This window comes from Amaricoccus sp. (assembly GCF_047602525.1).
Classification (GTDB): Bacteria; Pseudomonadota; Alphaproteobacteria; order Rhodobacterales; family Rhodobacteraceae; genus Amaricoccus.
The window spans coordinates 56,563-80,406 of record NZ_JASGHB010000001.1; the positions used below are offsets into that span (position 1 = coordinate 56,563).

A 23,844-nucleotide genomic window follows, 5' to 3' on the forward strand; every position below is an offset into this window, starting at 1 on the left:
AGCGCCCCGAGCCGCCCTCGCAGGCCGTGGCGATCTCCTGGCTGACGAGATAGCTCGCGGCGTTCGACAGCGCGAGCGCCGGCAGCGGCGCAAGGGTCGCGGCAATCAGCAGGCCAAGGCGCAAAAGTATCGGACAGGTCCTCCGCCGGACACGGGGCTTGCGCGACGATAGCATCGGGTGGCCGGCGCGCAACCGCCGTGGCGCTCCGGGTTGCCGCCCGCCGCGCGGCTGCTATAGATGCGGCCGACCCGGACCCGGAGGCCTCGCTTGTTCGCGCACCGCCATCTCCTCGGCATCGAGGGCCTCTCGCGTGCCGACATCGAGAGCATCCTCGACCTCGCCGAGACCTATGTCGCGCTCAACCGCCAGACGGACAAGCGGTCGGACGCGCTGAAGGGCCTGACCCAGATCAACATGTTCTTCGAAGCCTCGACCCGCACGCAGGCGAGCTTCGAGCTGGCCGGCAAGCGGCTCGGCGCGGCGGTGATGAACATGAGCGTGGCGCAGTCGTCGGTGAAAAAGGGCGAGACGCTGATCGACACGGCGATGACGCTGAATGCCATGCACCCCGACCTCCTCGTGGTGCGCCATCCGTCGTCCGGCGCGGTCAACCTGCTCGCTTCCAAGGTCAATTGCGCCGTCCTCAACGCTGGCGACGGGCGGCACGAGCACCCGACCCAGGCGCTGCTCGACGCGCTGACCATCCGCCGGCGCAAGGGGCGGCTCTCGCGCCTCACCGTGGCGATCTGCGGCGACATCGCCCACAGCCGGGTGGCGCGATCGAACATGATCCTGCTCGGGCGGATGGAGAACCGGGTGCGGCTGATCGGGCCGCCGACGCTGATCCCGCCGGGGGCGGACCGGATGGGGGTGGAGATCTTCGAGGACATGGCGAAGGGGCTCGAGGGCGCCGACGTGGTGATGATGCTGCGCCTGCAGAAGGAGCGGATGGACGGGGCGCTGATCCCGTCGATGCGCGAGTATTACCACCGCTTCGGGCTCGACGCGGAGAAGCTCGCGAGCGCCAGGCCCGACGCCATCGTCATGCACCCAGGGCCGATGAACCGCGGGGTGGAGATCGACGGGCTCCTGGCCGACGACATCAACATCAGCGTGATCCAGGAGCAGGTGGAGATGGGGGTCGCGGTGCGCATGGCGGCGATGGACCTGCTGGCGCGAAACCAGCGCGGGCGGAACGAGCCGGGCGGGGCGGCGGCATGCTGACCGGGATCCGCACCGCCCTCGTTGCGACATTGGCCCTCGCCGCGGCCCCCGCCCTGTCCGCCAGCCCGGTCGGTGTCCGTGAATTCACCGTGACGGCGCCGGAGCGTGCCGAGCCGATCGCCGCAACCATCTGGTATCCGGCGGGCGACGGTGGCAGCGCGGAGCAGGTCGGCGAGAACAAGGTTTTCCAGGGTGTTCCGGCGCTGCGAGGGGCTGACGTCTCGGAGGGCAGGTTCCCCGTCGTCCTCCTGGCGCACGGTGGTCTGCGCGCTGCTCCGAACCAGAGCGGATGGATTGCCGCCGATCTTGCATCCCGCGGGGCGCTCGTCGTTGCGGTGCCGCCGCGCAGGTTGGCGGGACCGAACGAGGGGGTGGCCGAGGTCTGGCTGCGGCCGGCCGACCTGACCGCTGCGCTGAGCGCGCTGGAGGCGGACCCGGCCTTCGGCCCGCACGCCGGGCCCGCCCCGGCCTCGGCTGTCGGCTTCTTTCTGGGCGGCACCGCCGCGCTGATGCTGGCCGGGGCGCGCATTGATCCCGCGAGCTACGTCCGTTCCTGTGATGTCCCGGATCCGGGACCGGATTGTGCGTGGTTCGGTGCCGCCGGCGTGGACCTGCACGCCGTCGATACCACGACGCTGGTCCGCAGCAGTCTGGATCAACGGATCGGAACCATCGTGGCGATCGACCCTGAACTGACGACGAGCCTGGCGGCGGACAGCCTCGCGGGAATGGTCCCGCGGGTGAGCGTCATCAATCTCGGCGCTCCGGGCGACGTCGCACCCTATCTGGACGCGTCCGGCCTGCGCGCCGAGAGTGCGGCCTACGCCAGTATCCCCGGCGCCACGCCCTTCAGCGCCATGGCGCTGTGCCAGCCGCGGGGAGCGAAGATCCTCGCGGCCGAGGGCGAGGACGACACGATTTGCAGCGAGGATGCGGAGGAGCGGGGCCGCGTGCACGCCCGGCTCGCCGACATGATCGCCGAGGCTTTGGAAACCCGATGACCCTTGTCCTCAGCAACGCCCGTCTCGTCGACCCGGCCACCGACCGGCTCTTCACCGGCGGCCTCGTGATCCGCGACGGGGTGATCGCCGAGGTCTTCGAGGGGATCCGGCCCGGCGAGGATTGTGGCGGGCGGCACCTGGCGCCCGGGATCGTCGACATCGGCGTCAAGGTCGGCGAGCCGGGGGAGCGCCACAAGGAGAGCTTCCGCACCGCCGGGGCCGCGGCGGCGGCGGGTGGCGTCACGACCATGGTCACCCGGCCCGATACCGCGCCGGCGATCGACACGCCCGAGACGCTCGAGTTCCTGCAGCGTCGGGCGGTGGAGACGAGCCCGGTCCGCGTGCTGCCTCTGGCCGCGCTCACCAAGGGGCGCGACGGGCAGGAGATGACCGAAATCGGCTTCCTGATGGACGCGGGTGCCGTGGGGTTCATGGACTGCCGGGCGGTGCGCGACACCCGGGTCTTCCAGCGGTGTCTCACCTATGCTGCCGGCCTCGGCGCGCTGGTGCTCGGCCACCCGCAGGAGCCGCACCTGAGCGAGGGCGCCTGCGCCACGTCCGGCCAGTTCGCGAGCCAGCTCGGCCTGCCCGCGGTCTCGCCGCTCGCCGAGCGGATCGGGCTCGAGCGCGACCTCGCGCTCGTCGAGGCGACCGGCGTGCGCTATCACGCCGACCAGCTCTCGACCGCGGGCGCGCTCTCGGCGCTGGCGAGGGCGCGGGCCGCGGGCCTGCGCGTGACGGCCGGCGCCTCGATCCACCACCTGACGCTGAACGAATTCGACATCGGCGACTATCGCACGTTCTTCAAGCTGCGCCCGCCGCTGCGCTCCGAGGAGGACCGCATGGCGCTGGTCGAGGCGCTGGCCGCGGGCGAGCTCGACATCGTTGGCTCGTTCCACACGCCGCAGGACGAGGAAGAGAAGCGCCTGCCGTTCGAGGAGGCCGCACCCGGCGCGGTCGGGCTCGAAACGCTGCTGCCGGCGGCGATGCAGCTCGTGCACGGCGGGCACCTCGGCCTGCCGGCGCTCTGGCGGGCGCTGGCGCTCAACCCCGCGAAGCTGCTCGGGCTGCCCGGCGGGCGGCTCGAGGCCGGCGCCCCGGCCGATCTCGTGCTCTTCGATCCGGACGCGCCCTTCGTGCTCGACCGGGCGACGCTGCGCTCGAAGTCGAAGAACACCCCCTACGACCTGCGCCGGATGCAGGGCCGCGTGCTCGCCACCTGGGTCGGCGGCCGGCAGGTTTTCGCGAGGGAGACCGCATGAGCCTCACCTTTCTCGTCGCGCTCGTCCTCGGCTATCTGGTGGGCTCGATCCCGTTCGGGGTGCTCGTCACCCGGGCCATGGGGCTCGGCGACCTGCGCTCGATCGGCTCGGGCAACATCGGTGCGACCAACGTGCTGCGCACCGGCAACAAGGGCGCGGCGCTCGCGACGCTGCTCCTCGACGGCGGCAAGGGTGCGGTCGCGGTGCTGGTGGCGCGTGCGATCGCCGGCGAGCCGGCGGCGCTCTTCGCCGCGCTCGGGGCGTTCCTCGGGCATCTCTTTCCGGTCTGGCTCGGGTTTCGCGGCGGCAAGGGGGTGGCGACGTTTCTCGGCATCCTGCTGGCGCTTGCCTGGCCCGCGGGGATCGCCGCGTGTCTGACGTGGCTCGCCACGGCCTTCGCCTTCCGCTTCTCCTCGCTCGCGGCGCTGGTGGCGGCGGCCTCCGCGCCGGTCTGGCTCGCGCTCTTCGGGCGCAGCGATGCGATCTGGCTCGCGGTCGCGCTGGCGGTGCTGGTCGTCGTGCGGCACCACGCCAACATCCGCCGGCTCCTCGCCGGCACCGAGCCGAAGATCGGCAAGGGCAAATAAGGCCCGCCCGGGCTTCGGCCGGAATGGGACCAAGGTCGGTCCCGCGAAGCCCTGTCAAAGCCGCGCGACTTCCGCGATGCTGGCCGCAAAAGGCGGCTCCGCGCGAGGGAGGAAGCGATGGAGGACGACAGCCGGGACACCCGGATGCCGGCGCGCGAGGCCCGCGCGGCGCTGGGCGGTGTGGTCGACGGGCTGGAGGCCGGGCTCATCGGCCGGGCGTCGCTCGTCGAGCGGCTGGCGATCGGCGTGCTGACCGGCGGGCACCTGCTGCTCGAGGGGCCGCCGGGGCTCGCCAAGACCCGGGCGGCGCGGTTCCTCGCCGAGGCGCTCGACGTGAGCTTCGCGCGCATCCAGTGCACGCCGGACCTGATGCCCGCCGACCTGACCGGGACGCTGGTGCTGAAGCCCGACCGCGGCGCGTTCGAGTTCGTCGCCGGGCCGGTCTTTCACTCGCTGGTGCTGGTCGACGAGATCAACCGCGCGCCGCCCAAGGTGCAGTCGGCGCTGCTCGAGGCGATGGCCGAGCGGCAGGTGACGGTCGGCGGCGAGACGCGGCCGCTGCCCGACCCGTTCATGGTGGTGGCGACGCAGAACTCCATCGAGCACGAGGGCACCTTCCCGCTGCCCGAGGCGCAACTCGACCGCTTCATGCTGCACGTCCTGCTCGACTATCCCGGACAGGCCGAGGAGCGGGCGATCCTCGACCTCGTGGAGAGCGAGGAGCGCGCGGCGCGGCACGTGCCGGTCGAGCGGCTCGGCGCCGGCGGGCTCGCGGCAGCGCGGGAAGAGGTGCGCGCGGTGCATCTCGCCCCGGCGCTCAAGGACTACATCGTCCGGCTGGTGGCGGCGACCCGCGAGCCGGACACGGTGCCGGAGGTGCGGGCGGCGATCCAGCACCCGGTTTCGCCGCGCGGCACGCTGGCGCTCGCGGCCGGGGCCCGGGCGCGGGCGTTCCTGCGCGGGCGCGACCACGCAGTGCCCGAGGACGTGGCCGATCTCGCGCCCGACGTGCTGGCGCACCGGCTGGTGCCGACCTGGCGCGCGGCGGCCGACGGCGTGACCGCGCGCGGTCTGGTCGCGACGCTGGTCGAGCGCGTCCCGGCGCTGTGATGCCGTCCGCCGCCCGCCAGACCGACGACCCGGCGCTCGACGTTACGCCCGAGCGGCTGCTGGCGCTGCGCCGGCACCTGCGCTCCGGCGTCGGCGGGCGCTGGCACCCCGACCTGCGGCCGGCGGGCTTTCCCGGGCGGCGGCGCGGCGCGGGGCTCGAGACGATCGACGTGCGGCCGTTCGTCGAGGGCGACGACGTGCGCTACCTCGACCGCAACGTCACCGCCCGCACCGGCACGCCGCACGTGCGCAGCTTTCGCGAGGAGCGCGGCGCGACCGTGCTCCTCGTCGCGGATTTTCGCGCCGCGATGCTCTGGGGCACGCGACGGGCGCTGCGCTCGGTGGCGGCGGCCGAGGCGCTGGCGCTCGGCGGCTGGCGGGCGCTTGAGGCCGAGGGCCGGGTCGGGGCGCTGGCGCTCGCGGCGGGCGAGATGCGCTACGTGCCGCCGCGCGGCCGGCTCGCCGGCATGGCGGCGGTGGCAGGCGGGCTCGCGGCGGCCCATGCCGCGGCCCTCGCCAGCGCCGGTGCGCCCGGGCGCGCCCCCGAGCCGGCGCTCGACCGGCTGCTCGAGGCGGCGGTCGGCCTCGCGCCGCGCGGCACCAGCTTCGTGCTCGCCACCGCCCTCGACGATCCGGGGCGGGAGTTCGAGGCGCTGGCAGGCTCGCTCGGCCGGGCCGGGCGGCTGAAGCTCCTGCTGGTGCAGGACGCCTTCGAGCTGGCGCCGCCGGCCGGAACCTATGCCTATGCCGACGGGCGCGGGCGGCACGTCGGCCGGCCGGAGCCCGCGGCCGACCGGCGCGACGGGCTGGCCCGGCTCGGCATCCCGGCGATGGCCGTCGACGTGCGGGCCGAGGGTGACGCGCTGGCCCGGGCGTGGGATCTCTTCGACGGGTGGCGGTGATGGACCCCGCGGCGCTCGCCACCGAGCTGCGCCCGGTCCGCTGGCCGGTGCCGACCGAGGCCGAGGGCTGGGCCGACGGGCTGCTCGCGTTCGGCCTCGGCCTGCTGGCGGCGCTCGCGCTTTATGGCCTGCTGCGGCTGGTGCTGGCGCGGCGGAACGACCCGCGCCGCCGGCTGCGCGGCGCGATCGCCGCCGCCCGTCCTCTCGCGCCGGCCGAGCGGCACCTGGCGCTGGCGCGGCTCGCCGCCCGGGAGCTGCCGCCCGGCGTCGCACCGCGGCCGGCGCTCGAGGCCGGCCTCTATCTGCCGGAGCCCGGGCTCGACCTCGATGCGGAGGAGCGCCGGCTTGCCCGCGCGCTCGGGGTCTGAGCCGGATGTGGAGCCTCGCAACCCCCGCCGCGCTGCTCCTGCTGCCGCTGCCATTCCTGGCCCGGCGCCTCCTGCCGCCGGTGGTGCACGCGCGGGCCGCGCTGCTGGTGCCGCCGACCATCGCCCGGCGGCTCGGCGAGGCGCCGCGGCACGGGCTGCTGGTGCGGCTGCCCGTGCTGCTGCCGGCGCTGGTCTGGACCTGCCTCGTCGTCGCGCTGGCCGGGCCGCAGCGGCTGGCCGATACCGGCGCGCTGCCGGTCTCGGGGCGCGACATCGTGCTGGTCCTCGACCTGTCCGGCAGCATGGAGACCGAGGATTTCCAGATCGACGGCCGCACCGTCAGCCGGCTCGACGCGGTCAAGGCGGTGGGCTCCGCCTTTGCCCGGGGGCGGGCGGGCGACCGCATGGGCCTCGTGATCTTTGCCGAGACGCCGTATTTCGCCACGCCGATGACCTACGACACCGAGGCGGTGGCGCGCGCCATCGAGGGCGCGACGATCGGCATTTCCGGCCGCTCGACCGCGATCAGCGACGGGCTCGGCCTCGCGCTGAAGCGGCTGTCGGCGAGCGATGCGGCGAGCCGGGTGGTGGTTCTGCTCTCCGATGGCGTCGACACCAGCGGGCGGGTGGCGCCGGTCGGCGCCTCGCGTCTCGCGCGCGAACTCGGCATCCGCGTCCACACCATCGCGCTCGGGGTGACGGCGACCGGCGAGGCGGGCGCGACCCGCGATTCGGTCGACGCGGAGACGCTGGAGCGGATGGCGGCGGCGACCGGCGGCGACACGTTCCGGGTGCGCACCACCGCCGACCTCGCCACGGTGAGCGGCGAAATCGACCGGATGGAGGCAACCGCGCATCAGGCGGAATCGGTGTCGGTGCAGCAGCCGCTCTGGCCATGGCCGGCCGGCCTCGCGCTTGCGGCCGGTCTCGCGCTCCTCGCCGGCGCGGGGCTGCGGCCGTGATCACCTGGGGCGAGCTGGCGCTGCTGCGGCCGTGGTGGCTGCTGGCGCTGCCGGTCATCGCCTTGACGGCGCGGCTGGCCGACCGGCGCGCGCGGGCGCCGGCCGGCTGGGCGGCGGCGATGGACCCGGTGCTGCTGCAGGCGATGGGCCGGCTCGGGCGGGTCCTGCCGGGCACGCGGCGATCCGGGCGCCTGCCGGCGGCGCTGCTCGCCACGCTGTCCCTCGCGCTGGCGGGCCCGGCGCTGCGCGACCGCAGCGCACCGACGTTCCGCAACCTCGACGGGCTGGTCGTCGTCCTCGACCTGTCGCGCTCGATGAGCGCCGGCGGCGCGCTCGACGAGGCCGAGTCCGCGGCGCGGCTGGTGGTGCAGGCGGCCGGCGCCCGTCCGGCGGGACTGGTGGTCTATGCCGGCGACGCCTATCTCGCGAGCCCGCTCACCACCGACGGTGCCGCGCTCGGCCCGCTCATCGCCGCGCTCGACGGCGAGACCGTGCCCGATCCGGGCAGCTGCCTCGCCTGCGGCCTGCGCGCCGCCGGGCGGCTTCTGGCGGAATCCGGGACGCTGCAGGCCGACGTGGTGGTGGTGAGCGACGGTGGTGGCGCGGGCGCGGCGCTGGCGGAGGTCGCACCGCTCCAGGCTGCCGGCGCCCGGGTCTCGACGCTGGCCGTCGCTCCGACGGAGCGGCCCTCGGACCTGCCGGCGGGCGATCCGGCCGGGCTCGCCGCCCTCGCCCGCGCGGGGGGCGGCGTGGCCGCGGGCCTTGCCGATCCCGCCCCGCTGCTCGCGGCCGTGCGGGCCGGCGGCGGCACGCAGGCGGTCCCTGCCGCGCTGCGCCATCTCGGCTGGCACGACTACGGCCGGGCGCTGGCGGTGCTGCCGCTGCTGCTGGCGCTCGGCCTGTTCCGGCGGAGCGCGTGAGGATGCGGCGCGTGGTGCCCTGGGTCTGCGCGGCGCTGGCGCTGGCGGCGATCGTCGCCGCGGGGCCGGCGGCCTGGGGGCGGCTCGCGCTCCGGGCCGGGGCCCCGGGCATCGCCGCGCCGCTCCTCGAGGCGCCCCGCTGGCGCGGCGTGGCGCTCTACGAGGCCGGGCGTTACGACGCGGCCGAGCTGGCGTTCCAGGCGGCCGGCCGTGGCGCCACCTACAACCGCGGCAACACGCTGGCGCTCGCCGGGCGCTACGAGCTGGCGGCGGACTATTTCGATGCGGCGCTCTACGCCGATCCGACCGACGCCGACGCCCGGGCCAACCGCGCCCTGGTGGAGCAGTTCATCACGCGGCGGAGCGGCGACGGGGGCGGCACCTGGGGCAAGGTCGGCGTCGCCAACGCCGCGGTCGAGGCGAAGAACCCCGGCACCTACGAGATGCACATCCAGGCGCTGATGCGCGCGCGGCCCCGCCTGCCGCGGCCGAGCGATTCGATCCAGTCGGTGGACGCGACGGCGGACTGGCTGCGCACGCTGCCCGACGACCCCGGCCGCTATGTGAAGCTCACGATCGCCGCGGAGCACGAACGGCGCGTGAGCGAGGGCACGGCGCCGCCGCCGACGGGGGATCCGTGGTGATCCGTCTCGCTCTCGCCCTGATGCTGGCGCTGCTGCCGTGGCGTGCGGTGGCCGAGACCGCGTGGCCCCCGGAGGTCAGCCTCGCGGTCGTGCCCGATCCGGCGCCCGCGGGCGGGACGGCCGGCGAGGGGCCGGTGCTGGGCGAGATGGTGCTCGCCACGCTGCACGGCGAATATGTCGGCAACGTGGCGAAGGAAGAGCTGGCGGTGCCGCCGCTGCCGGGCTGGAGCTGGATGCAGCTCGGGCCGCCGGAGTGGTCGGACGCGATGATCGGCAACCGCGCGGTGAAGGTCTACGAGGTGCGCTTCGCCTTCTTCCCGCAGAAGGCCGGCCGGCAGGAGATCGGGCCGATCACCCACCACCTGATCTTCGCCGGGTCCGGCGGGCGGATGGCGATGGATGCGCGCTCGGCGCCGGTCGTGTTCGACGTGGCCGCGCCGCCGCCGCCGCCGACGGTCGCGACCGGCCTGCGCCAGCCGTTCTGGATGCCGGCTCGCGCGGTGCGGCTGACCGACGACTGGGACCCGGCGCCGGACCGGATCCCGCCCGGGGGCTGGGCGCGGCGCACGGTGACGCTGGAGGTCGCGGGCCTGCCGCCCGAGGCGCTGCCCTCGGCGCCGCAGATGGCGGCGGGCAACCTGTTCAGCTTCGTCGACGGCGAGGAGCGCAGCGTCGAGCGCACGCCGGACGGGCCGGTCTCCCGGGTGGTCTGGCGCTATCGGATGCAGCCGCAGAGCACGGTGCCGGCCGATCTCGACAACATTCCCGTGCCCTGGTTCGACACCTCCGCCCGCGTCTGGCGCGAGGAGATGCTGCGCGGGGCCGAGATCGCCTTCGCCGGCACCAGCCTGCCGAAGGCGCCCGGCCCGGTGGCGCGGCGCGCCGTGCCGGTCGGGCTGGCGCTCGGGGCGCTCGTCGGCTGCGCCGCGCTGCTGCCCCGGCTCGGCCGCGGCCGTGGCGGCGCGGGCGGGCGCGTGCGACGGCGGCTGCGCGCGGCGCGCGTCGGGCTGGCGCTGCGTCTCGCCGAGGCGCGCCGCGACCCGGTGGCCGCCCGCCGGGCGCTCGTCGCGCTGCTGGCGGCGCGCGGGCGTGATCCGTCGGCCTCCGGCGCGCTGGCGCGCCTCGACGGAACGCTGTTCGGGCGGCCGGGAGAGGGGCCGGGACAGGGACCGCAGGACGGCCTCGCCGGGCTGGCACGGCAGGCGTGGCGCGAGCGGTAGCCCACCACGCTGGGCCTGCCTGTCACGCCTGACGCCCGCCCGCGCGAGCGCAGGCTTCGGTCGTTTGGCGCTCATCGCTCGGGATCGTGTCGTCAGCCGCCGCCCGCCCGCGCGCAAGGGCATGGACGGCGCGGGGTTTCTTGCTAACGTCCGGGCAGGCGAGGCGGTCGGCGGGCACGGGATGGCGAGCGAGGCGAGCGGAGCGGCCGGGCGCCCGGCCCGGGTCGGCGGCGAGGGACGGGCGCTGCCGGTGCTGTGCGTCGTCGCGGCGACCCTCGTGCTCTGGTACGCCTTCGCGGTGGTGCTGAACGCGCCGTGGGCGCGCGACCAGGCCGGGCGCGAGGGGCGTGTGCTCGGCGCGCGCGAGCTGGTTCTCGACACGATGCAGCAGGATCGCCCGCGCCTGCCGGCGCCGCATCAGGTGGTGGCGGAGCTGTGGAAGACCACCGTCGCGGTGCCGGTCGGCTCGAAGCGCAGCCTCGTCTATCACGCCTGGGTGACGCTGGCCGCGACGCTCGCGGGCTTCGGCCTCGGGGCCGGGCTCGGGATCGTGCTCGCGACGCTGATCGTGCATGTCCGCTCGATCGACACGAGCGTGATGCCCTGGGTGATCTCGAGCCAGACGGTGCCGATCCTCGCCATCGCGCCGATGATCGTCGTCGTGCTGAACTCGGTCGGCGTCACCGGGCTGCTGCCGAAGGCGATCATCTCGATGTACCTGAGCTTCTTTCCCGTGGCCGTCGGCATGGTGCAGGGGCTGCGGAGCCCGGAGCGGATGCTGCTCGACCAGATGCGCACGTGGAACGCGAGCCGCTGGCAGACCTTCGTGCGCCTGCGCTGGCCCTCGGCGCTGCCCTGGCTCTTCGCCTCGCTGAAGGTCGCGGTCGCGGCGAGTCTCGTCGGCGCGATCATCGGCGAGTTGCCGACCGGCGCGGTCGCGGGCCTGGGCGCGCGGATGCTCTCGGGCAGCTACTACGGCCAGACGGTGCAGATCTGGGCGGCGCTGGTGATGGCCTCGATCTGTGCCGCGGGGCTGGTCGGGCTGGTGGCGCTCGCGGAACGGCTGACCTTCGCGGCGATGGGGGGCCGGCGATGATCGGCGCGCCTTCCAGGGCCGGCGCGCGCGACGCCCTACGCCCCGAACTGGAACGCCTCGAAGCGCTGGAGCGCGTCCTCGATCGCGGCCTTGTCGCCGTCGCGGGGGCCGCCGATCCAGCTCCACTGTTGCACGAGCAGCCGTCCTTCCGCCCGATCCGCCTTGGTGTCGATCACCGCCGCCACCCGGTCGCCGACCAGCACCGGCAGCGCGAAATAGCCGTACCTGCGTTTCGCGGCCGGGACATAGGCCTCGAAGCGGTGGGCGTGGCCGAACATCTGCTCCAGCCGGGTGCGCTGGATCACCAGCGGGTCGAACGGCGAGAGCACGTGCACGAGGCCGGTCGTGGGCACGGCCTCCGCCAGCGCCTCCGGCATCGCCCAGTGCGGCTTCAGTCCGTCGATGGCGACCGGAACCAGCCGGCGCCGCCGCACCCGCGCCTCGATCAGCGCGGCCATCGCCTTCTTGCGCGGCGCGTCCATGTAGCAGGCCGACTCGAGGCTCACGACGCCCTGCGCCCGCAGCGCCCGGTCGAGCAGGTACTCGAGCGTCTGCGCCTCGGTCGCGACGCGCGGACGCGGTGGCCAGCCGAAATGGCGCTCGCTGAGCTCGTAGGTCTTCACCATGCCGGCGCGCGCGCTCACGGTGAGCTGGCCGCCGAAGAAGCCGTGCTGCAGCACGCGCTTCGAGGGCTTGCGGCTGGCCCAGGGGTGGGTCTTGTCGACCAGCTCCTCGTCGTCGATGTCCCGGATGCTGAGCGCCCCGTCGCGGCGGATGCGCCGGACGATGGCGGCAAGCTCCGCCTCCGTCACGCCGCCGAACCAGGCGGCCGGCTTCTCCCGGTGCGCCCGCATCGCCGCGATGAAGTGCCGGTAGTCGCGCGTCGGGATATAGGCGAGCGCGTGCGCCCAGTACTCGAAGACCGATTTCTCGCCGGCCTGCGCCTGGCCAAGATCGGCGCGGGCATAGGCGGGGATCCGGCTCCAGAGGATGTGGTGGTGCGCCCGTTCGACGACGTTGATGGTGTCGATCTGCACATAGCCCAGATGCTCGACCGCGGCGCGGGTGGCGGCCGGCCCGGCGCCGAACGGCGCGGCCACGTCGAGCCGCTGCGCCCGGAGCCACAGGCGGCGGGCGTCGGCCAGGGCGAGCGGCCGGGGCTTGGACATGCGGTCTCCTCCGCCGGCAATGGGATAGGGCAACGGCGTGGGGAGGCAAGGCGATGATTACCCTCGGGGTCGTCGTCTGGCTCGCCGGCTGGCTCCTGAACGTCTGGCTCGCGGCGCGGGCGACGACCGGCTGGAGGCGCCTGCTGCCGGCGCTGGTGTTCGGCGCGACGGTGCTGGCGCTCTGGGAGATCGCGGTGCGGGCCTTCGCCATCTCGCCCGTGCTGCTGCCGGCGCCGAGCGCGATCTGGGCACGGCTCGTCGCCAGCGGGCCGGTGCTGCGGGCCGATGTGATGCAGACGGTGGTGAAGGGCGCGCTCTCGGGCTATGCGATCGGCTGCGGCGCGGCGATCCTGACCGGCATCCTCGCCGACCGCGTGCCGTTCCTGCGCCGGGGCCTGCTGCCGGTCGGCACCTTCGCCTCGGCGCTGCCGATCGTCGGGCTCGCGCCGATCATGGTGATGTGGTTCGGATTCGACTGGCAGTCGAAGGCGGCGGTGGTCGTGTTCATGGTGTTCTTCCCGATGCTGGTGAACACCGTGCAGGGCCTCGCCAGCGCCGATCCGATGCAGCGCGACCTGATGCGCACCTACGCCGCCGGCTACTGGCAGACGCTCTGGAAGCTGCGCCTGCCGGCGGCGGCGCCGTTCCTGTTCAACGGCTTGAAAATCTGCACGACGCTCGCTTTGATAGGGGCGATCGTGGCGGAGTTCTTCGGCTCGCCCACGCTCGGCATGGGGTTTCGCATCTCGACCGAAGTGGGGCGCCTCGCCCTCGACATGGTCTGGGCGGAGATCGCGGTCGCGGCGCTGGTGGGTTCGGCGTTCTACGGTGCCGTGGCGCTGGTCGAGCGGTGGGTGACCTTCTGGCACCCCTCGCAACGGCGGTGACGAGGGCTCCGGCGACAGGTCCAACATGGGAGAGCCAAGCAGATGAAGACGTGGATCGCGCTCGCCGGGGCCTCCGCCCTGGCGCTCCTCGCCTCCGGCGCCAGCGCCGAGGATGTGACGCTGCAACTGAAGTGGGTGACGCAGGCGCAGTTCGCCGGCTACTACGTCGCCAAGGACAAGGGGTTCTACAAGGACGAGGGGCTCGACGTCACCATCAAGCCGGGCGGCCCGGACGTGGCGCCGGCGCAGGTGATCTCCGGCGGCGGCGCCGACGTGGTGATCGACTGGATGCCCTCGGCGCTCGCCGCGCGCGAGAAGGGCCTGCCGCTCGTCAACATCGCCCAGCCGTTCAAGCGCTCGGGCATGATGCTCACCTGCCGCAACGACTCGGGCGTGACCTCGACCAAGGACTTCCCCGGGCACACGCTCGGCGTCTGGTTCGGCGGCAACGAGTATCCGTTCCTGTCGTGGATGTCGAAGCTCGGCATCCCGACCGACGGCAGCCCGCAGGGCGTCACCGTGCTGAAGCAGGGCTTCAACGTCGACCCGCTGCTGCAGAAGCAGGCGGCCTGCATCTCGACGATGACCTACAACGAATACTGGCAGGTGATCGACGCCGGGCTGAAGCCCGAGGATCTGACGGTGTTCAAGTACGAGGACGAGGGCGTCGCGACGCTCGAGGACGGGCTCTATGTGCTGGAGGACAAGCTCAAGGATCCGGCCTTCGTCGAGACCATGGCGAAGTTCGTCCGCGCCAGCATGAAGGGCTGGAAGTGGGCGGAGGAGAACCCCGACGACGCGGCGATGATCGTGCTCGACAACGACGAGACCGGGGCACAGACCGAGAAGCACCAGAAGCGGATGATGGGCGAGGTCGCGAAGCTCACCGCCGGGACGGATGGCACGCTCGATCCGGCGGACTACGACCGGACGGTCGAGACGCTGCTGACGGCGGGGTCGGATCCGGTCATCACCAAGAAGCCGGAGGGCGCGTGGACCCACGCGGTGACGGACGCGGCGTTCAAGTAGCGGTATATCGAACGGCGAAACAGAGACCCCGGCGCGAGCATGTCTCGGGACGCTGAAGAATGACGGATTTGTCCGTCGACAAATCCGTCCGCGTCTGCCCCTCCGGGGGGCAGGCGCGTTACCGCGCGAGCCGGGGCAGCCACAGCCGGATTGGCACCCTGCCGCAGGAATCTGCGCCCCTGACGGCCTCCGCGCGTCCCGCGCTCCCCGCCGTTGGCGCGGCGAACGCAGTGCGTTCGCTTGTCGCGCCGACAACTCGCGGGGAAGGCCGCTTCGGTCGCCCGGTGTCAGGCTGGCGGGGAAAATTCCGCTTTCGCCGAAAGAATTTAGAGAACAAAAAGGAGGCCCGCCATGGCCTGGAGCGAGACGGATCTGGAGCGCCTGCGCGCGCGCTATGCCGACGACCCCGGCGGACGGATGCACGATCCGAAGTTCGCCCGCGTCGCCGAGCGGGTGTTCAGCCGCGGCGCGCGGCCCGCGCCGTTCGTCGGCGTGCCCACCTTCCTGACCGCGCCGTTCCGGCAGGTCGATCCCGGCCAGCCGGACTTTTCCGGCCTCGACGTCGCGATCTCCGGCGTGCCGATGGACCTCGGCGCCGGCAACCGCGCCGGCACCCGCTTCGGACCGCGCGCGGTGCGCACCATCGAGCGCGTCGGCCCCTACCACCACGTGCTCGACGTCGCGCCGATCTACGACCTGCGCGTCGCCGACGTCGGCGACGTGCCGTTCTCCAGCCGTTACGACATCGCCTCGAGCCACCGCGAGATCGAGGCGTGGACTGCGGCGCAGGTGGCCCAGGGCGTCGTGCCGCTCTCGGTCGGCGGCGACCACTCGATGACCTACCCGATCCTGCGCGCGGTCGGCCGCGACCGCCCCGTCGGCCTCGTCCACATCGACGCGCATTCCGACACCGGCGGCCCGTTCGACGGCCTGCGCGAGAACCATGGCGCGCCGTTCCGCAACGCGGTGCTCGCGGGCGTGCTCGATCCGACGCGCACCATCCAGATCGGCCTGCGCGGCGCCTCGGAATATCTCTACGAGTTCGCGACGGAGTCCGGCATGACCTGCATCCATGCCGAGGAGGTCGACCTGATCGGCATCCCGGCGATCATCGCCAGGGCCCGCGCGGTGGTGGGCGACGGGCCCACCTATCTCTCCTTCGACATCGACTCGCTCGATCCCGCCTTCGCTCCCGGCACCGGCACGCCGGAGATCGGCGGGCTGACCACGCGCGAGGTGCAGGCGATCCTGCGCGGGCTTGCCGGCATCGACCTCGTGGGCGGCGACGTGGTCGAGGTGGCGCCGGCCTACGACGCCACCACCAACACCGCCCACGCCGGCGCGCAGATGCTCTTCGAAATCCTCAGCCTCGTCGCGGTCAGCCCGCGCTTCCGGAGGGATGCCCCTTGAGCCGCCCCGTGAGTTTCGCCCCGGGCGGCAACGCCAATCTCTTCGCCCGGCTCGCCTCGGGCTTCCCGGCCGACCGCTCGGCGATCTTTCTCGAGACCGACGACGGCACGCGGATGACCTTTGCCGAACTGCTCGACCGGGCGGGACGGATCGCCTCGCTGCTCGTCGCCTCCGGGGTGCAGCCCGGCGACCGGGTGGCGGTGCAGGTCGAGAAGTCGGTCGGGGGCATCGGCCTCTACCTCGGCGTGCTGCAGGCGGGCGCGGTCTACGTGCCGCTCAATCCCGCGTATACCCCGGCGGAGCTCGCGCATTTCATTGCCGACGCCGAGCCGAAGGTGGTGGTCTGCGACCCGGCGCATGAAGGCGCGCTCGCGCCGATCGCCGGCCGTGCCTGGCTGCTGACCCTCGGGACGGCGGGCGAGGGGACGCTGGTGGCGCAGGCGGCCCGGCTGCCCTCCGAGCGCGAGGCGGTCGCGCGCGTCGGCGACGACCTCGCCGCGATCCTCTACACCTCCGGGACCACCGGGCGCTCCAAGGGCGCGATGCTGACCAACGACAATCTCTGGTCGAACGCCACGACGCTGCATCGTTTCTGGGGCTTTCGTCCCGACGACGTGCTGATCCACGCCCTGCCGCTCTTTCACACCCACGGGCTCTTCGTCGCGCTGAACCTCATGCTGCTGAACGGCGGGCGGATGATCTTCCTGCCGAAGTTCGATCCCGACCGGGTGATCCGCCTGCTGCCGCGGGCGACGGTGATGATGGGCGTGCCGACGTTCTACACCCGGATGCTGGCGAGCGAGCGGCTGACCCGCGAGGCCGCGGCGGGGATGCGGCTCTTCGTCTCCGGCTCGGCGCCGCTGCTGGCCGCGACCCACGAGGCGTTCGAGGCCCGCACGGGCCAGCGCATCCTCGAGCGCTACGGCATGACCGAGACCGGCATGAGCACCTCGAACCCGCTCGACGGCGAGTGCCGGGCGGGCACGGTCGGCCCGGCGCTGCCCGGGGTGGCGCTGCGCGTCGCCGGGAGCGAGGGCGAGATCCTCGCGCCGGACGAGACCGGCGTGCTGGAGGTGCGCGGCCCCAACGTCTTCAAGGGCTACTGGCGCCTGCCGGCGAAGACGGCCGAGGAGATGCGGCCCGGCGGCTGGTTCGTCACCGGCGACGTGGCGCGCATCGCCGCGGATGGCTACGTCACCATCGTCGGCCGGGCGAAGGATTTCATCATCACCGGCGGGCTCAACGTCTATCCCAAGGAGGTCGAGACCGCGCTCGACGCGCTTCCGGGCGTGACCGAGAGCGCCGTGGTCGGCGTGCCGCACCCGGATTTCGGCGAGGCGGTGGTGGCGGTGCTCACCGTGACGTCCGATCCCGGCGACGTGGTGGCGGCGCTGCGCGACCGGCTGGCGGCCTTCAAGCTGCCGAAGCACGTCGCGGTGGTCGACGAGCTGCCACGCAACGCCATGGGCAAGGTGCAGAAGAACCTGCTCCGCGAGCAGTTCGCGGCGCTCTTCGGATAGCGTCAGAAGCTCTGCGTCAGCCGGGTTTCCGCCTGGTCGATCTCGGCGACCAGCCGGCGGACCAGCGCGTCGGACAGCTTGCGCTCGCGGCCGAGGCGGTAATAGGTCGCGCGCTCGGCCCGCAGGCCGGCGAGACGCAGCTCGCGGTCGATCGCGACGGTGCGGCGCACCTCCTCCGCCTCGTCGCCGGTCTTCGACATGCCGTCGATCCGCGTACGGTAAAGGCTGGAGACGCGCGCCGCCGCCTCCATCCAGGTGACGGCCCGGGCCGAGATCGAGTGCTCGTCATGCGAGACCCGCTCGATGGCGTCGATCGCGGCAAGCGCGGCGGCCTTGCGCGCGCGGCGTTCGGAGCGTTCGGCCTCGTCCTCGCGGAGCGGCCCGAAGCCAGCGAGAAGCCACGGCAGCGCGATGCCGGCGGTCGCGATCGACAGGATGACGACCCCGGCCGCCAGCGTGATCGCCAGATCCCGGGCGGGGAAGGGGGCGCCGTTCGCCTCGAGCGGCAGGGTCAGGATGCCGGCAAGGGTGATCGAGCCGCGCGCGCCGGCGAATGCCACGACGAGAAGCGCCCGCATCGCCGGCTGGCCCCCCGGGTCGCGCCGGAACGGCCGGAGCCGCAGCGACACCCAGACCCAGACGAAGCGCAGCAGCACGAGCGCCAGCGTGATGACGACCACATGGACGAGCAGCAGGGCCGCCCCCCGGCCATGCACCCCGCCGACCGCCGTCACCGCCCCCCGGGCGATCGTCGGCAGCTGCTCGCCGATCAGCACGAACATCGCGCCGTTCAGGCCGAACTGCACCATGTCCCACACCGCGATGCGCCGCATCCGCGTCGCGGGCATCGCCCGGCCCGATTGCTCGACATAGGCCATGGCGATGCCGGCCGCGACCGCGGCGAGAATGCCCGACGCGCCGAGCCCTTCGGCCAGCAGGTAGGCACCGAACGGCAGCAGCAGGCTCACGAGGATCTTCGAGCCCGGCTCCTCGCCGAGGCGCATGGCGATGCGGCCCTGCAGCAGGGTGATGCCGAGCGTCGTCGCCACCCCGGCCGTGATGCCACCGGCAACGAGCCAGACGAACGTCCCGGCGGCCGACAGCACCGAGAAGCCGCCCGTGACCATCGCGGCGACCGCAAAGCGCATGCAGACGAGACCCGAGGCGTCGTTGAGCAGCGACTCGCCCTCGAGCACCTGCACGAGCCGCGGCGGCACCGGAGCCTTGCGCAGGATGGCCCCGACCGCCACCGGATCGGTCGGCGAGAGCACGGCGGCCAGCGCAAAGGCCACCGGCAGCGGCATCGCCGGGATCATCCAGTGCACGAGGAAGCCGATCCCGATCACGCTGAACACCACCAGCCCGAGGGCGAGGTCGGCGATCTCGCGAAAGTCGCGCAGCAGGCCGTCCTTCGGGATGCGCCAGCCGTCGAGGAACAGCAGCGGCGGCAGGAACAGCAGGAAGAAGACGTCCGGATCAAGCCGGAGGCCGAGCCCGGTGCCGGCGGCCATGACCGCGCCGGTGGCGATCTGCACCAGCGGCAGCGGCATGTCGACCGGCAGCAGTCGCGCCAGCCAGCCGCTGACGACGACGGCCAGCAGGATGAGCAGCGAGGCGACGACGACGTGCTCCAGGACGGGCCTCCGGCGGCGTTTGGTGTGGGGCGGGCCCGGCGGGATCAGCGTGCGGTGCAGTCCGGCAGGATCATCGTCTCGTCCGCATCGTCGTGCGCGAGGAAGCCGGACTGGCCCTTCACGTGCCAGACGAGCTGCGTGCCGTCGACGGAGACATAGCGCACGCCCGACCCGGTGATCCCGGCCTTCAGCACCGCCATCCGGCCGTCGTAGACCAGCACGGCGTAGGAGTCGCCCGCCGGTGTGTTGACGTAGGCCACCGGCAGGTGGGCACCGCCCTCGCAGGTGTAGTGAGTGGTCAGTCCCTCGACGGTCAGTCCCTCGACGGTCCGGCCCTCGGCGATCCGTTGGGATCCGGCTGCGGCGGGGCCCGCCAGCAGGGCGAGGCAGAAGGCGAGGGCGAGGCGCATCGGTCGGGTCCTTCCGGTCGGGTTTCAGTCGAGCGTGTCGGCGAGCCAGTGGTCGAGCAGGAAGCGGGCGATCGAGCCGGCGCGGGCCGGGCGCAAGCCGGGGTCGCGCCCGGCGATCGCCTCGGCCAGCCCCTCGCGGCTGACCCAGCGCGCATCTTCCAGCTCGGCCGGGTCGAGCGTGATCTCCCGCCCGGTGGCGAGGCCGCGGCAGCCGATCATCAGGCTCGACGGAAACGGCCAGGGCTGGCTCGACAGGTAGTCGACCGGCCCGACCGGGACGCCGGTTTCCTCGGCGACCTCGCGGCGGACCGCCGCCTCGATCGATTCGCCGGGCTCCATGAAACCCGCGAGCAGAGAATACATCCCCTCGGGCCATCCGGGCGAGCGGCCGAGCAGCACCGAGTTGCCCGACAGGATCAGCATGATGACCACCGGGTCGGTGCGCGGAAAGTGCTGCGCGCCGCAGGCCGGGCAGACCCGGCGCCAGCCGGCGTCCGCCACCTCGGAGCGGCCGCCGCAGTTGGCGCAGAAGCCGTGGCTCTGATGCCAGCCGAGGATGCCCTTGGCGGCCGCCGCCGTGCCCGCCTCGGCGGCGTCGAGCGCGGCCATGTTGGCGCGCAGGTCGGCGAAGCCGAGCCCGGCCGCGAGGTCGGGGTGCGGCACCAGCGCCACCGCGCCGAAGCCTTCGACCGGGGCCGCATCCGGATCCCAGTCGTCGATCTCGCAGGCAAAGCAGGGAATATCGTCGTCGAGCCCGAGGAATACCCGCGGCTCGCGCCCCGCGCGGAACAGCGGGTCGTCGAGCCCGCGCCAGGCCAGCGCCAGCCCCTCGCCGGCGGCGACCAGCGGCCGGCCGCGCCAGAGGGCGAGCCCGCGCGCCCGAGGATCGGCGGCGAGCGCGGCCTGCGCCGCCGCATCGCCGCGCAGCCGCGAGGCCCGGTCGATCCGGCCTCCGGCGAATGTCACCGCTTCGGCGTCGCGCATGGCATCCCCTCCGTTCCGGGCCCGAGCTATGCCGCAATCGACTGCGGACGGCAATCGCACCGAACACCGGACCTCCGGTCGGCCGGTCGCGTTTCGCCCGCCGACGCGCCCCCCCGGCCGGGCCCGGCGTCGGCCAAAGGTCCCCCCTCTGGCCGGCTTGCCTTGTCCCGGCCGGCCCGATAGGCATTCGCTCGCGTCGAGCAAGAGGCTATTCCCATGTCGATCCCACAGTCCGGCGGTGGTCTCATCGAGCACCACGACCAACTCGCGGAGTACCTCGCCTCCGGCTGCAAGCCGCCCGCGGACTGGCGCATCGGCACCGAGCACGAGAAGTTCGGCTACGACCTCGCCGGCCTGCAGCCGCTGCCCTACGAGGGGCCGTGCTCGATCCGGGCGATGCTCGAGGGCCTGCGCGACCGCTTCGGCTGGGAGGAGGTGCGCGAGGCGGGCAACCTGATCGGCCTCACCCAGAACGGCGCCAACGTCAGCCTCGAACCGGGCGGTCAGTTCGAGCTGTCCGGGGCGCCGCTAGAGACCGTCCACCAGACCTGCGACGAGGTGAACGCCCACCTGCGCGAGGTGAAGCAGCTGGCCGACGCCGTGGGCGCGGGCTTCATCGGCCTCGGCGCCGCGCCGATCTGGACGGAGAGCCAGGTGCCGGTGATGCCGAAGGGCCGCTATGCCCTGATGACCCGCTACATGAAGTCGGTCGGCAGCCACGGCACGCAGATGATGTATCGAACCTGCACCGTGCAGGTGAACCTCGACTTCGCCTCCGAAGCCGACATGGTGAAGAAGTTCCGCGTGTCGCTGGCATTGCAGCCGATCGCAACCGCGCTCTTCGCCGCCTCGCCGTTCTTCGAGGGCCGCGTCAACGGCTGGCAGTCGTGGCGCGCCCGCATCTGGCAGGACACCGACCCGGCCCGCACCGGCATGCTGCCCTTCGTCTTCGAGGACGGCATGGGCTTCGAGCGCTACGTCGACTACGCGCTCGACGTGCCGATGTACTTCGTCTACCGCGACGGAAAGTATATCGACGCCCTCGGCCAGTCGTTCCGCGACTTCCTCGACGGCCGGCTGCCGGCGCTTCCCGGCGAGAAGCCGACGCTCTCCGACTGGGCGGACCATCTCACGACGATCTTCCCCGAGACCCGCATCAAGAAGTTCATGGAGATGCGCGGCGCCGACGGCGGCCCGTGGCGCCGGCTCTGCGCGCTGCCCGCGTTCTGGGTCGGCCTGCTCTACGACACGACCGCCCTCGATGCCGCCTGGGACCTCTGCCGCGACTGGACGGCGGAGGAGCGTGACGGCCTGCGCCGCGACGCCGGCCACCTCGGCCTGCGCGCCGAGATCCGCGGCCGCCCGCTGCGCGACCTCGCCCGCGACGTGCTCGCCATCTCGCAGGCCGGCCTCAAGGCCCGCGCCCGGCCGGGCGCCGGCGGGCTCATTGCCGACGAGACCCACTTCCTGAACGCGCTGCACGAGATCGTCGCCTCGGGCCAGACCTCGTCCGACGAGATGCTCGCGCGCTTCCACGAGTTCATGGGGCGGCGACCTGACGCGGATCTACGGCGAATACAGCTACTGACTTTTTGCCGCGGATTGACGTCCCGCTCACGATGCACCCACGCCCTGCGGCGCAAGCTGCGGGGCGACCGCACGGAGAGACCGCCATGCCCCGACCTGCCATCCTCCCCGAGACCGCGCCCCGCGCCCCGAATTCGTGCCGCGGTGCTCGATCTCCTCGCCCTCGCCGCGCCGCGCCCGGCCGCCCTCGGTGGCCCGAGCGCGGAGGAGGCGGAGTTCCTCGAGACCCTGCGCCGCATCGTTGCGCGCAGTGCGAGTGAAGAACTCTGGGACAAGTACCACGCCCCGGCGAACGACACGCCGGCCCGGATCTTCGCCCGCTACCGCGATTGACCGCGGTCGCGACCTGTCCGGCAGCTCGGTGTGGCGAGGCGCCGCGCCTCAGCTGAACCCGCCGCTCTCGATCATCCGCGCGGCAAAGGCGTCGTAGGCCGCCCGCCAGGCCTCCCGCAGTTCGCAGGTGAACGCGGGCCCGAGCGTCTCGCCCAGCGTGACGAGCAGCGCCGAACCGACCGGCGCGAAATGCTCGGTCCGCACGCCGATTCCGCGATGCGCCTGCGCCAGCCCGTCGATCTCGCGGCCGAGCTCTTCCGGCTCGTCGAGCAGCTCGGCCACCATGGTGAGCGTCGTCATGAAGCGCATGCCCTGCCCGGCGAGGTCGGTGCGAAACATCCGCCGCAACTCCGGCGCCAGCGCGAACAGGTTGTCGTAGAACTGGCTCGACGCCGGCAACAGGCTGGCACGCACCAGCGTCAGGCTCTCCGCCACCAGCTGCCTTTGCCGATCGTCGAGCATGCGCGCCACCTCCCGGCACGCAGCCTGCCACCCGCCGGCGCCCCCGCGCCTTGATCTGGCGCAAGGGCGGCGGCCCCGGGCGGGCCCGGATCAGGCCGGATTCGTCTCGGCCTCGAGCGGTGCCGGCGTCTGCGCGTCGCGGAACGGATTGCGCGGATAGACCCCGAGGACCTGCAGCCGGGTGGTGAAATACGCCAGCTCGTCGAGCGCCCGGCGCACCCGCGGCTCGTCCGGGTGCCCTTCGATCTCGGCGTAGAACTGCGTCGCGGTGAAGTGCCCGCCCAGCATGTAGCTTTCGAGCTTGGTCATGTTGACGCCGTTGGTGGCGAAGCCGCCCATCGCCTTGTAGAGCGCCGCGGGGATGTTTCTCACCCGGAAGACGAAGCTGGTGATCGCCTCCCGCTCGGGGGTCGGGGCGGGCTCCGGCGCCATGGCGAGGAAGCGCGTGGTGTTGTTCGACTGGTCCTCGATGTGCCGGGCCAGCACGTCGAGCCCGTAGAATCTCGCCTGCCAGCTCGGAGGCGAGCGCCCCGAGGCTGCGGTCGCTCTGCCCTGCCACCGCTTCGGCGGAGCCCGCGGTGTCCGCGCCGACCCGGGGTTGCAGGCGATGCTCGCGCAGGAACCCCTGGCACTGGCCGAGCAGCACCGTATGGCTCATCGCCGTGCGGATGTCCTCGATCCGCGTCCCGGGCAGGCCCAGCAGGTTGATATGCACCCGAAGGAAGTGTTCGCGGATGATGTGCAGCCCGGACGCCGGCAGCAGGTGGTGGATGTCCGCCACCCGGCCATAGGTCGAATTCTCGATCGGCAGCATGGCGAGGTCCGCCCGCCGGTCCCGCACCGCTTCGATCGCCGCCTCGAAGGTGGCGCAGGGCAGTCCCTCCATGCCGGGAAACGCCTCGGTGCAGGCCTGGTGCGAGTACGCGCCGGGCACGCCCTGGAACGAGATCTTGCCGGTCTGCATGGATCGTCACCTCGGGAGGAACTGGCCGGAACTGGGCCGCGGCGCGGTATGGCAGAAACGCGCCCCGTTGAAAAGCTCAGGGCCGCTCAGGGCTGCGGGGCAGCCCGCGACAGCGCGGCGTATTGTCCCTTGCATCCCGCTCCGCCCCGCCGGCTAAT

At 73.1% G+C, this 23,844-nt stretch carries 22 protein-coding genes and 2 pseudogenes; 18 read left to right on the forward strand and 6 right to left on the reverse strand.

All coding sequences use genetic code 11. From position 1 onward, the window contains the following. Positions 1-238: 238 nt before the first annotated feature. From QM699_RS00365 to QM699_RS00420, 12 genes are all read left to right on the forward strand, one after another. Positions 239-1,225, forward strand: coding sequence for an aspartate carbamoyltransferase catalytic subunit (locus tag QM699_RS00365; RefSeq protein WP_415009315.1), 987 nt, complete (start codon positions 239-241; stop codon positions 1,223-1,225). After that, entirely contained in the window at positions 1,219-2,226 is a 1,008-nt protein-coding gene (locus tag QM699_RS00370; protein ID WP_415009316.1) for an alpha/beta hydrolase family protein, read from the forward strand. The genes QM699_RS00365 and QM699_RS00370 overlap by 7 nt, the downstream gene beginning before the upstream one ends. Continuing rightward, positions 2,223-3,488: a dihydroorotase gene (gene pyrC / locus QM699_RS00375; protein ID WP_415009317.1), complete on the forward strand. Its 1,266-nt coding sequence runs from the start codon at positions 2,223-2,225 to the stop codon at positions 3,486-3,488. Before QM699_RS00370 ends, pyrC begins: the two co-directional genes overlap by 4 nt. After that, positions 3,485-4,075, forward strand: coding sequence for a glycerol-3-phosphate 1-O-acyltransferase PlsY (gene plsY, locus QM699_RS00380; protein WP_415009318.1), 591 nt, complete (start codon positions 3,485-3,487; stop codon positions 4,073-4,075). The genes pyrC and plsY overlap by 4 nt, the downstream gene beginning before the upstream one ends. A 117-nt stretch (positions 4,076-4,192) precedes the next feature. After that, positions 4,193-5,185, forward strand: coding sequence for an AAA family ATPase (locus QM699_RS00385; protein WP_415009319.1), 993 nt, complete (start codon positions 4,193-4,195; stop codon positions 5,183-5,185). Then, a complete protein-coding gene (locus tag QM699_RS00390) occupies positions 5,185-6,087 on the forward strand; it encodes a DUF58 domain-containing protein (RefSeq protein WP_415009320.1) in 903 nt (300 codons plus the stop codon). Before QM699_RS00385 ends, QM699_RS00390 begins: the two co-directional genes overlap by 1 nt. Continuing rightward, positions 6,087-6,455 carry a hypothetical protein gene (locus tag QM699_RS00395; protein WP_415009321.1) on the forward strand — a complete coding sequence of 123 codons (369 nt, stop codon included), beginning with the start codon at positions 6,087-6,089 and terminating at the stop codon, positions 6,453-6,455. The genes QM699_RS00390 and QM699_RS00395 overlap by 1 nt, the downstream gene beginning before the upstream one ends. A 5-nt stretch (positions 6,456-6,460) precedes the next feature. After that, entirely contained in the window at positions 6,461-7,417 is a 957-nt protein-coding gene (locus QM699_RS00400; protein WP_415009322.1) for a VWA domain-containing protein, read from the forward strand. Further along, positions 7,414-8,337, forward strand: coding sequence for a VWA domain-containing protein (locus tag QM699_RS00405; protein ID WP_415009323.1), 924 nt, complete (start codon positions 7,414-7,416; stop codon positions 8,335-8,337). Before QM699_RS00400 ends, QM699_RS00405 begins: the two co-directional genes overlap by 4 nt. A gap of 2 nt (positions 8,338-8,339) precedes the next feature. After that, positions 8,340-8,981 carry a hypothetical protein gene (locus QM699_RS00410; RefSeq protein ID WP_415009324.1) on the forward strand — a complete coding sequence of 214 codons (642 nt, stop codon included), beginning with the start codon at positions 8,340-8,342 and terminating at the stop codon, positions 8,979-8,981. Further along, entirely contained in the window at positions 8,978-10,201 is a 1,224-nt protein-coding gene (locus QM699_RS00415; protein ID WP_415009325.1) for a hypothetical protein, read from the forward strand. The genes QM699_RS00410 and QM699_RS00415 overlap by 4 nt, the downstream gene beginning before the upstream one ends. A 64-nt stretch (positions 10,202-10,265) precedes the next feature. Beyond that, positions 10,266-11,297: an ABC transporter permease gene (locus tag QM699_RS00420; RefSeq protein ID WP_415009326.1), complete on the forward strand. Its 1,032-nt coding sequence runs from the start codon at positions 10,266-10,268 to the stop codon at positions 11,295-11,297. Positions 11,298-11,332: 35 nt separating this feature from the next. Here the strand turns inward: QM699_RS00420 and QM699_RS00425 are convergent, their stop codons facing one another. Further along, a complete protein-coding gene (locus QM699_RS00425; protein ID WP_415009327.1) occupies positions 11,333-12,466 on the reverse strand; it encodes a winged helix-turn-helix domain-containing protein in 1,134 nt (377 codons plus the stop codon). 53 nt (positions 12,467-12,519) lie between these two features. Between QM699_RS00425 and QM699_RS00430 the strand changes: the two genes are divergently transcribed. The 4 genes from QM699_RS00430 to QM699_RS00445 all read left to right on the forward strand — a co-directional run bounded on the left by QM699_RS00430 (position 12,520) and on the right by QM699_RS00445 (position 17,312). Continuing rightward, a complete protein-coding gene (locus QM699_RS00430) occupies positions 12,520-13,353 on the forward strand; it encodes an ABC transporter permease (RefSeq protein ID WP_415009328.1) in 834 nt (277 codons plus the stop codon). Between the two features lie 42 nt (positions 13,354-13,395). After that, the gene (locus tag QM699_RS00435) at positions 13,396-14,382 is read left to right on the forward strand and encodes an ABC transporter substrate-binding protein (protein ID WP_415009329.1); all 987 of its coding nucleotides are present in this window, start codon (positions 13,396-13,398) and stop codon (positions 14,380-14,382) included. A gap of 351 nt (positions 14,383-14,733) precedes the next feature. Further along, positions 14,734-15,792, forward strand: coding sequence for an agmatinase (gene speB, locus QM699_RS00440; protein WP_415009330.1), 1,059 nt, complete (start codon positions 14,734-14,736; stop codon positions 15,790-15,792). After that, on the forward strand, positions 15,789-17,312 hold the full coding sequence (locus QM699_RS00445; RefSeq protein ID WP_415009331.1) for a malonate--CoA ligase: 1,524 nt from the start codon (positions 15,789-15,791) through the stop codon (positions 17,310-17,312). The genes speB and QM699_RS00445 overlap by 4 nt, the downstream gene beginning before the upstream one ends. Positions 17,313-17,314: 2 nt before the next feature. Here the strand turns inward: QM699_RS00445 and QM699_RS00450 are convergent, their stop codons facing one another. The 3 genes from QM699_RS00450 to nudC are packed head-to-tail and all read right to left on the reverse strand — an operon-like array spanning position 17,315 to position 20,340. Continuing rightward, positions 17,315-18,994 (reverse strand): Na+/H+ antiporter, encoded by a 1,680-nt coding sequence (locus QM699_RS00450; RefSeq protein ID WP_415012653.1) that lies wholly within the window; start codon positions 18,992-18,994, stop codon positions 17,315-17,317. After that, complete coding sequence (locus QM699_RS00455; RefSeq protein ID WP_415012654.1) at positions 18,991-19,356, reverse strand: MliC family protein; 366 nt, start codon at positions 19,354-19,356, stop codon at positions 18,991-18,993. Before QM699_RS00455 ends, QM699_RS00450 begins: the two co-directional genes overlap by 4 nt. Before the next feature lie 24 nt (positions 19,357-19,380). Continuing rightward, positions 19,381-20,340: an NAD(+) diphosphatase gene (nudC, locus tag QM699_RS00460; protein ID WP_415009332.1), complete on the reverse strand. Its 960-nt coding sequence runs from the start codon at positions 20,338-20,340 to the stop codon at positions 19,381-19,383. A 216-nt stretch (positions 20,341-20,556) separates the two neighbouring features. Here nudC and QM699_RS00465 point away from each other — a divergent pair. Both QM699_RS00465 and QM699_RS00470 read left to right on the forward strand, forming a co-directional pair. Continuing rightward, positions 20,557-21,928 (forward strand): annotated as a pseudogene (locus QM699_RS00465) (glutamate--cysteine ligase). A gap of 143 nt (positions 21,929-22,071) precedes the next feature. Then, positions 22,072-22,260 (forward strand): hypothetical protein, encoded by a 189-nt coding sequence (locus tag QM699_RS00470; RefSeq protein WP_415009333.1) that lies wholly within the window; start codon positions 22,072-22,074, stop codon positions 22,258-22,260. Positions 22,261-22,308: 48 nt separating this feature from the next. Here QM699_RS00470 and QM699_RS00475 read toward each other — a convergent pair whose 3' ends face one another. After that, positions 22,309-22,722, reverse strand: a complete 414-nt coding sequence (locus QM699_RS00475) for a globin domain-containing protein (RefSeq protein ID WP_415009334.1) — start codon at positions 22,720-22,722, stop codon at positions 22,309-22,311. A 90-nt stretch (positions 22,723-22,812) separates the two neighbouring features. Continuing rightward, positions 22,813-23,686 (reverse strand): annotated as a pseudogene (locus QM699_RS00480) (prephenate dehydratase). Between the last annotated feature and the right edge of the window lie 158 nt (positions 23,687-23,844).

What these genes read in the sequence shown, in the direction of transcription:
- plsY (WP_415009318.1), top strand. Translation starts at nt 3,485, where the DNA reads ATGAGCCTCACCTTTCTCGTCGCGCTCGTCCTCGGCTATCTGGTGGGC.
- QM699_RS00425 (WP_415009327.1), bottom strand. Translation starts at nt 12,466, where the DNA reads ATGTCCAAGCCCCGGCCGCTCGCCCTGGCCGACGCCCGCCGCCTGTGG.
- QM699_RS00395 (WP_415009321.1), top strand. Translation starts at nt 6,087, where the DNA reads ATGGACCCCGCGGCGCTCGCCACCGAGCTGCGCCCGGTCCGCTGGCCG.
- QM699_RS00475 (WP_415009334.1), bottom strand. Translation starts at nt 22,722, where the DNA reads ATGCTCGACGATCGGCAAAGGCAGCTGGTGGCGGAGAGCCTGACGCTG.
- QM699_RS00370 (WP_415009316.1), top strand. Translation starts at nt 1,219, where the DNA reads ATGCTGACCGGGATCCGCACCGCCCTCGTTGCGACATTGGCCCTCGCC.
- QM699_RS00410 (WP_415009324.1), top strand. Translation starts at nt 8,340, where the DNA reads ATGCGGCGCGTGGTGCCCTGGGTCTGCGCGGCGCTGGCGCTGGCGGCG.
- QM699_RS00400 (WP_415009322.1), top strand. Translation starts at nt 6,461, where the DNA reads ATGTGGAGCCTCGCAACCCCCGCCGCGCTGCTCCTGCTGCCGCTGCCA.
- speB (WP_415009330.1), top strand. Translation starts at nt 14,734, where the DNA reads ATGGCCTGGAGCGAGACGGATCTGGAGCGCCTGCGCGCGCGCTATGCC.
- QM699_RS00430 (WP_415009328.1), top strand. Translation starts at nt 12,520, where the DNA reads ATGATTACCCTCGGGGTCGTCGTCTGGCTCGCCGGCTGGCTCCTGAAC.
- QM699_RS00385 (WP_415009319.1), top strand. Translation starts at nt 4,193, where the DNA reads ATGGAGGACGACAGCCGGGACACCCGGATGCCGGCGCGCGAGGCCCGC.
- QM699_RS00390 (WP_415009320.1), top strand. Translation starts at nt 5,185, where the DNA reads ATGCCGTCCGCCGCCCGCCAGACCGACGACCCGGCGCTCGACGTTACG.
- pyrC (WP_415009317.1), top strand. Translation starts at nt 2,223, where the DNA reads ATGACCCTTGTCCTCAGCAACGCCCGTCTCGTCGACCCGGCCACCGAC.
- nudC (WP_415009332.1), bottom strand. Translation starts at nt 20,340, where the DNA reads ATGCGCGACGCCGAAGCGGTGACATTCGCCGGAGGCCGGATCGACCGG.
- QM699_RS00435 (WP_415009329.1), top strand. Translation starts at nt 13,396, where the DNA reads ATGAAGACGTGGATCGCGCTCGCCGGGGCCTCCGCCCTGGCGCTCCTC.
- QM699_RS00455 (WP_415012654.1), bottom strand. Translation starts at nt 19,356, where the DNA reads ATGCGCCTCGCCCTCGCCTTCTGCCTCGCCCTGCTGGCGGGCCCCGCC.
- QM699_RS00365 (WP_415009315.1), top strand. Translation starts at nt 239, where the DNA reads ATGCGGCCGACCCGGACCCGGAGGCCTCGCTTGTTCGCGCACCGCCAT.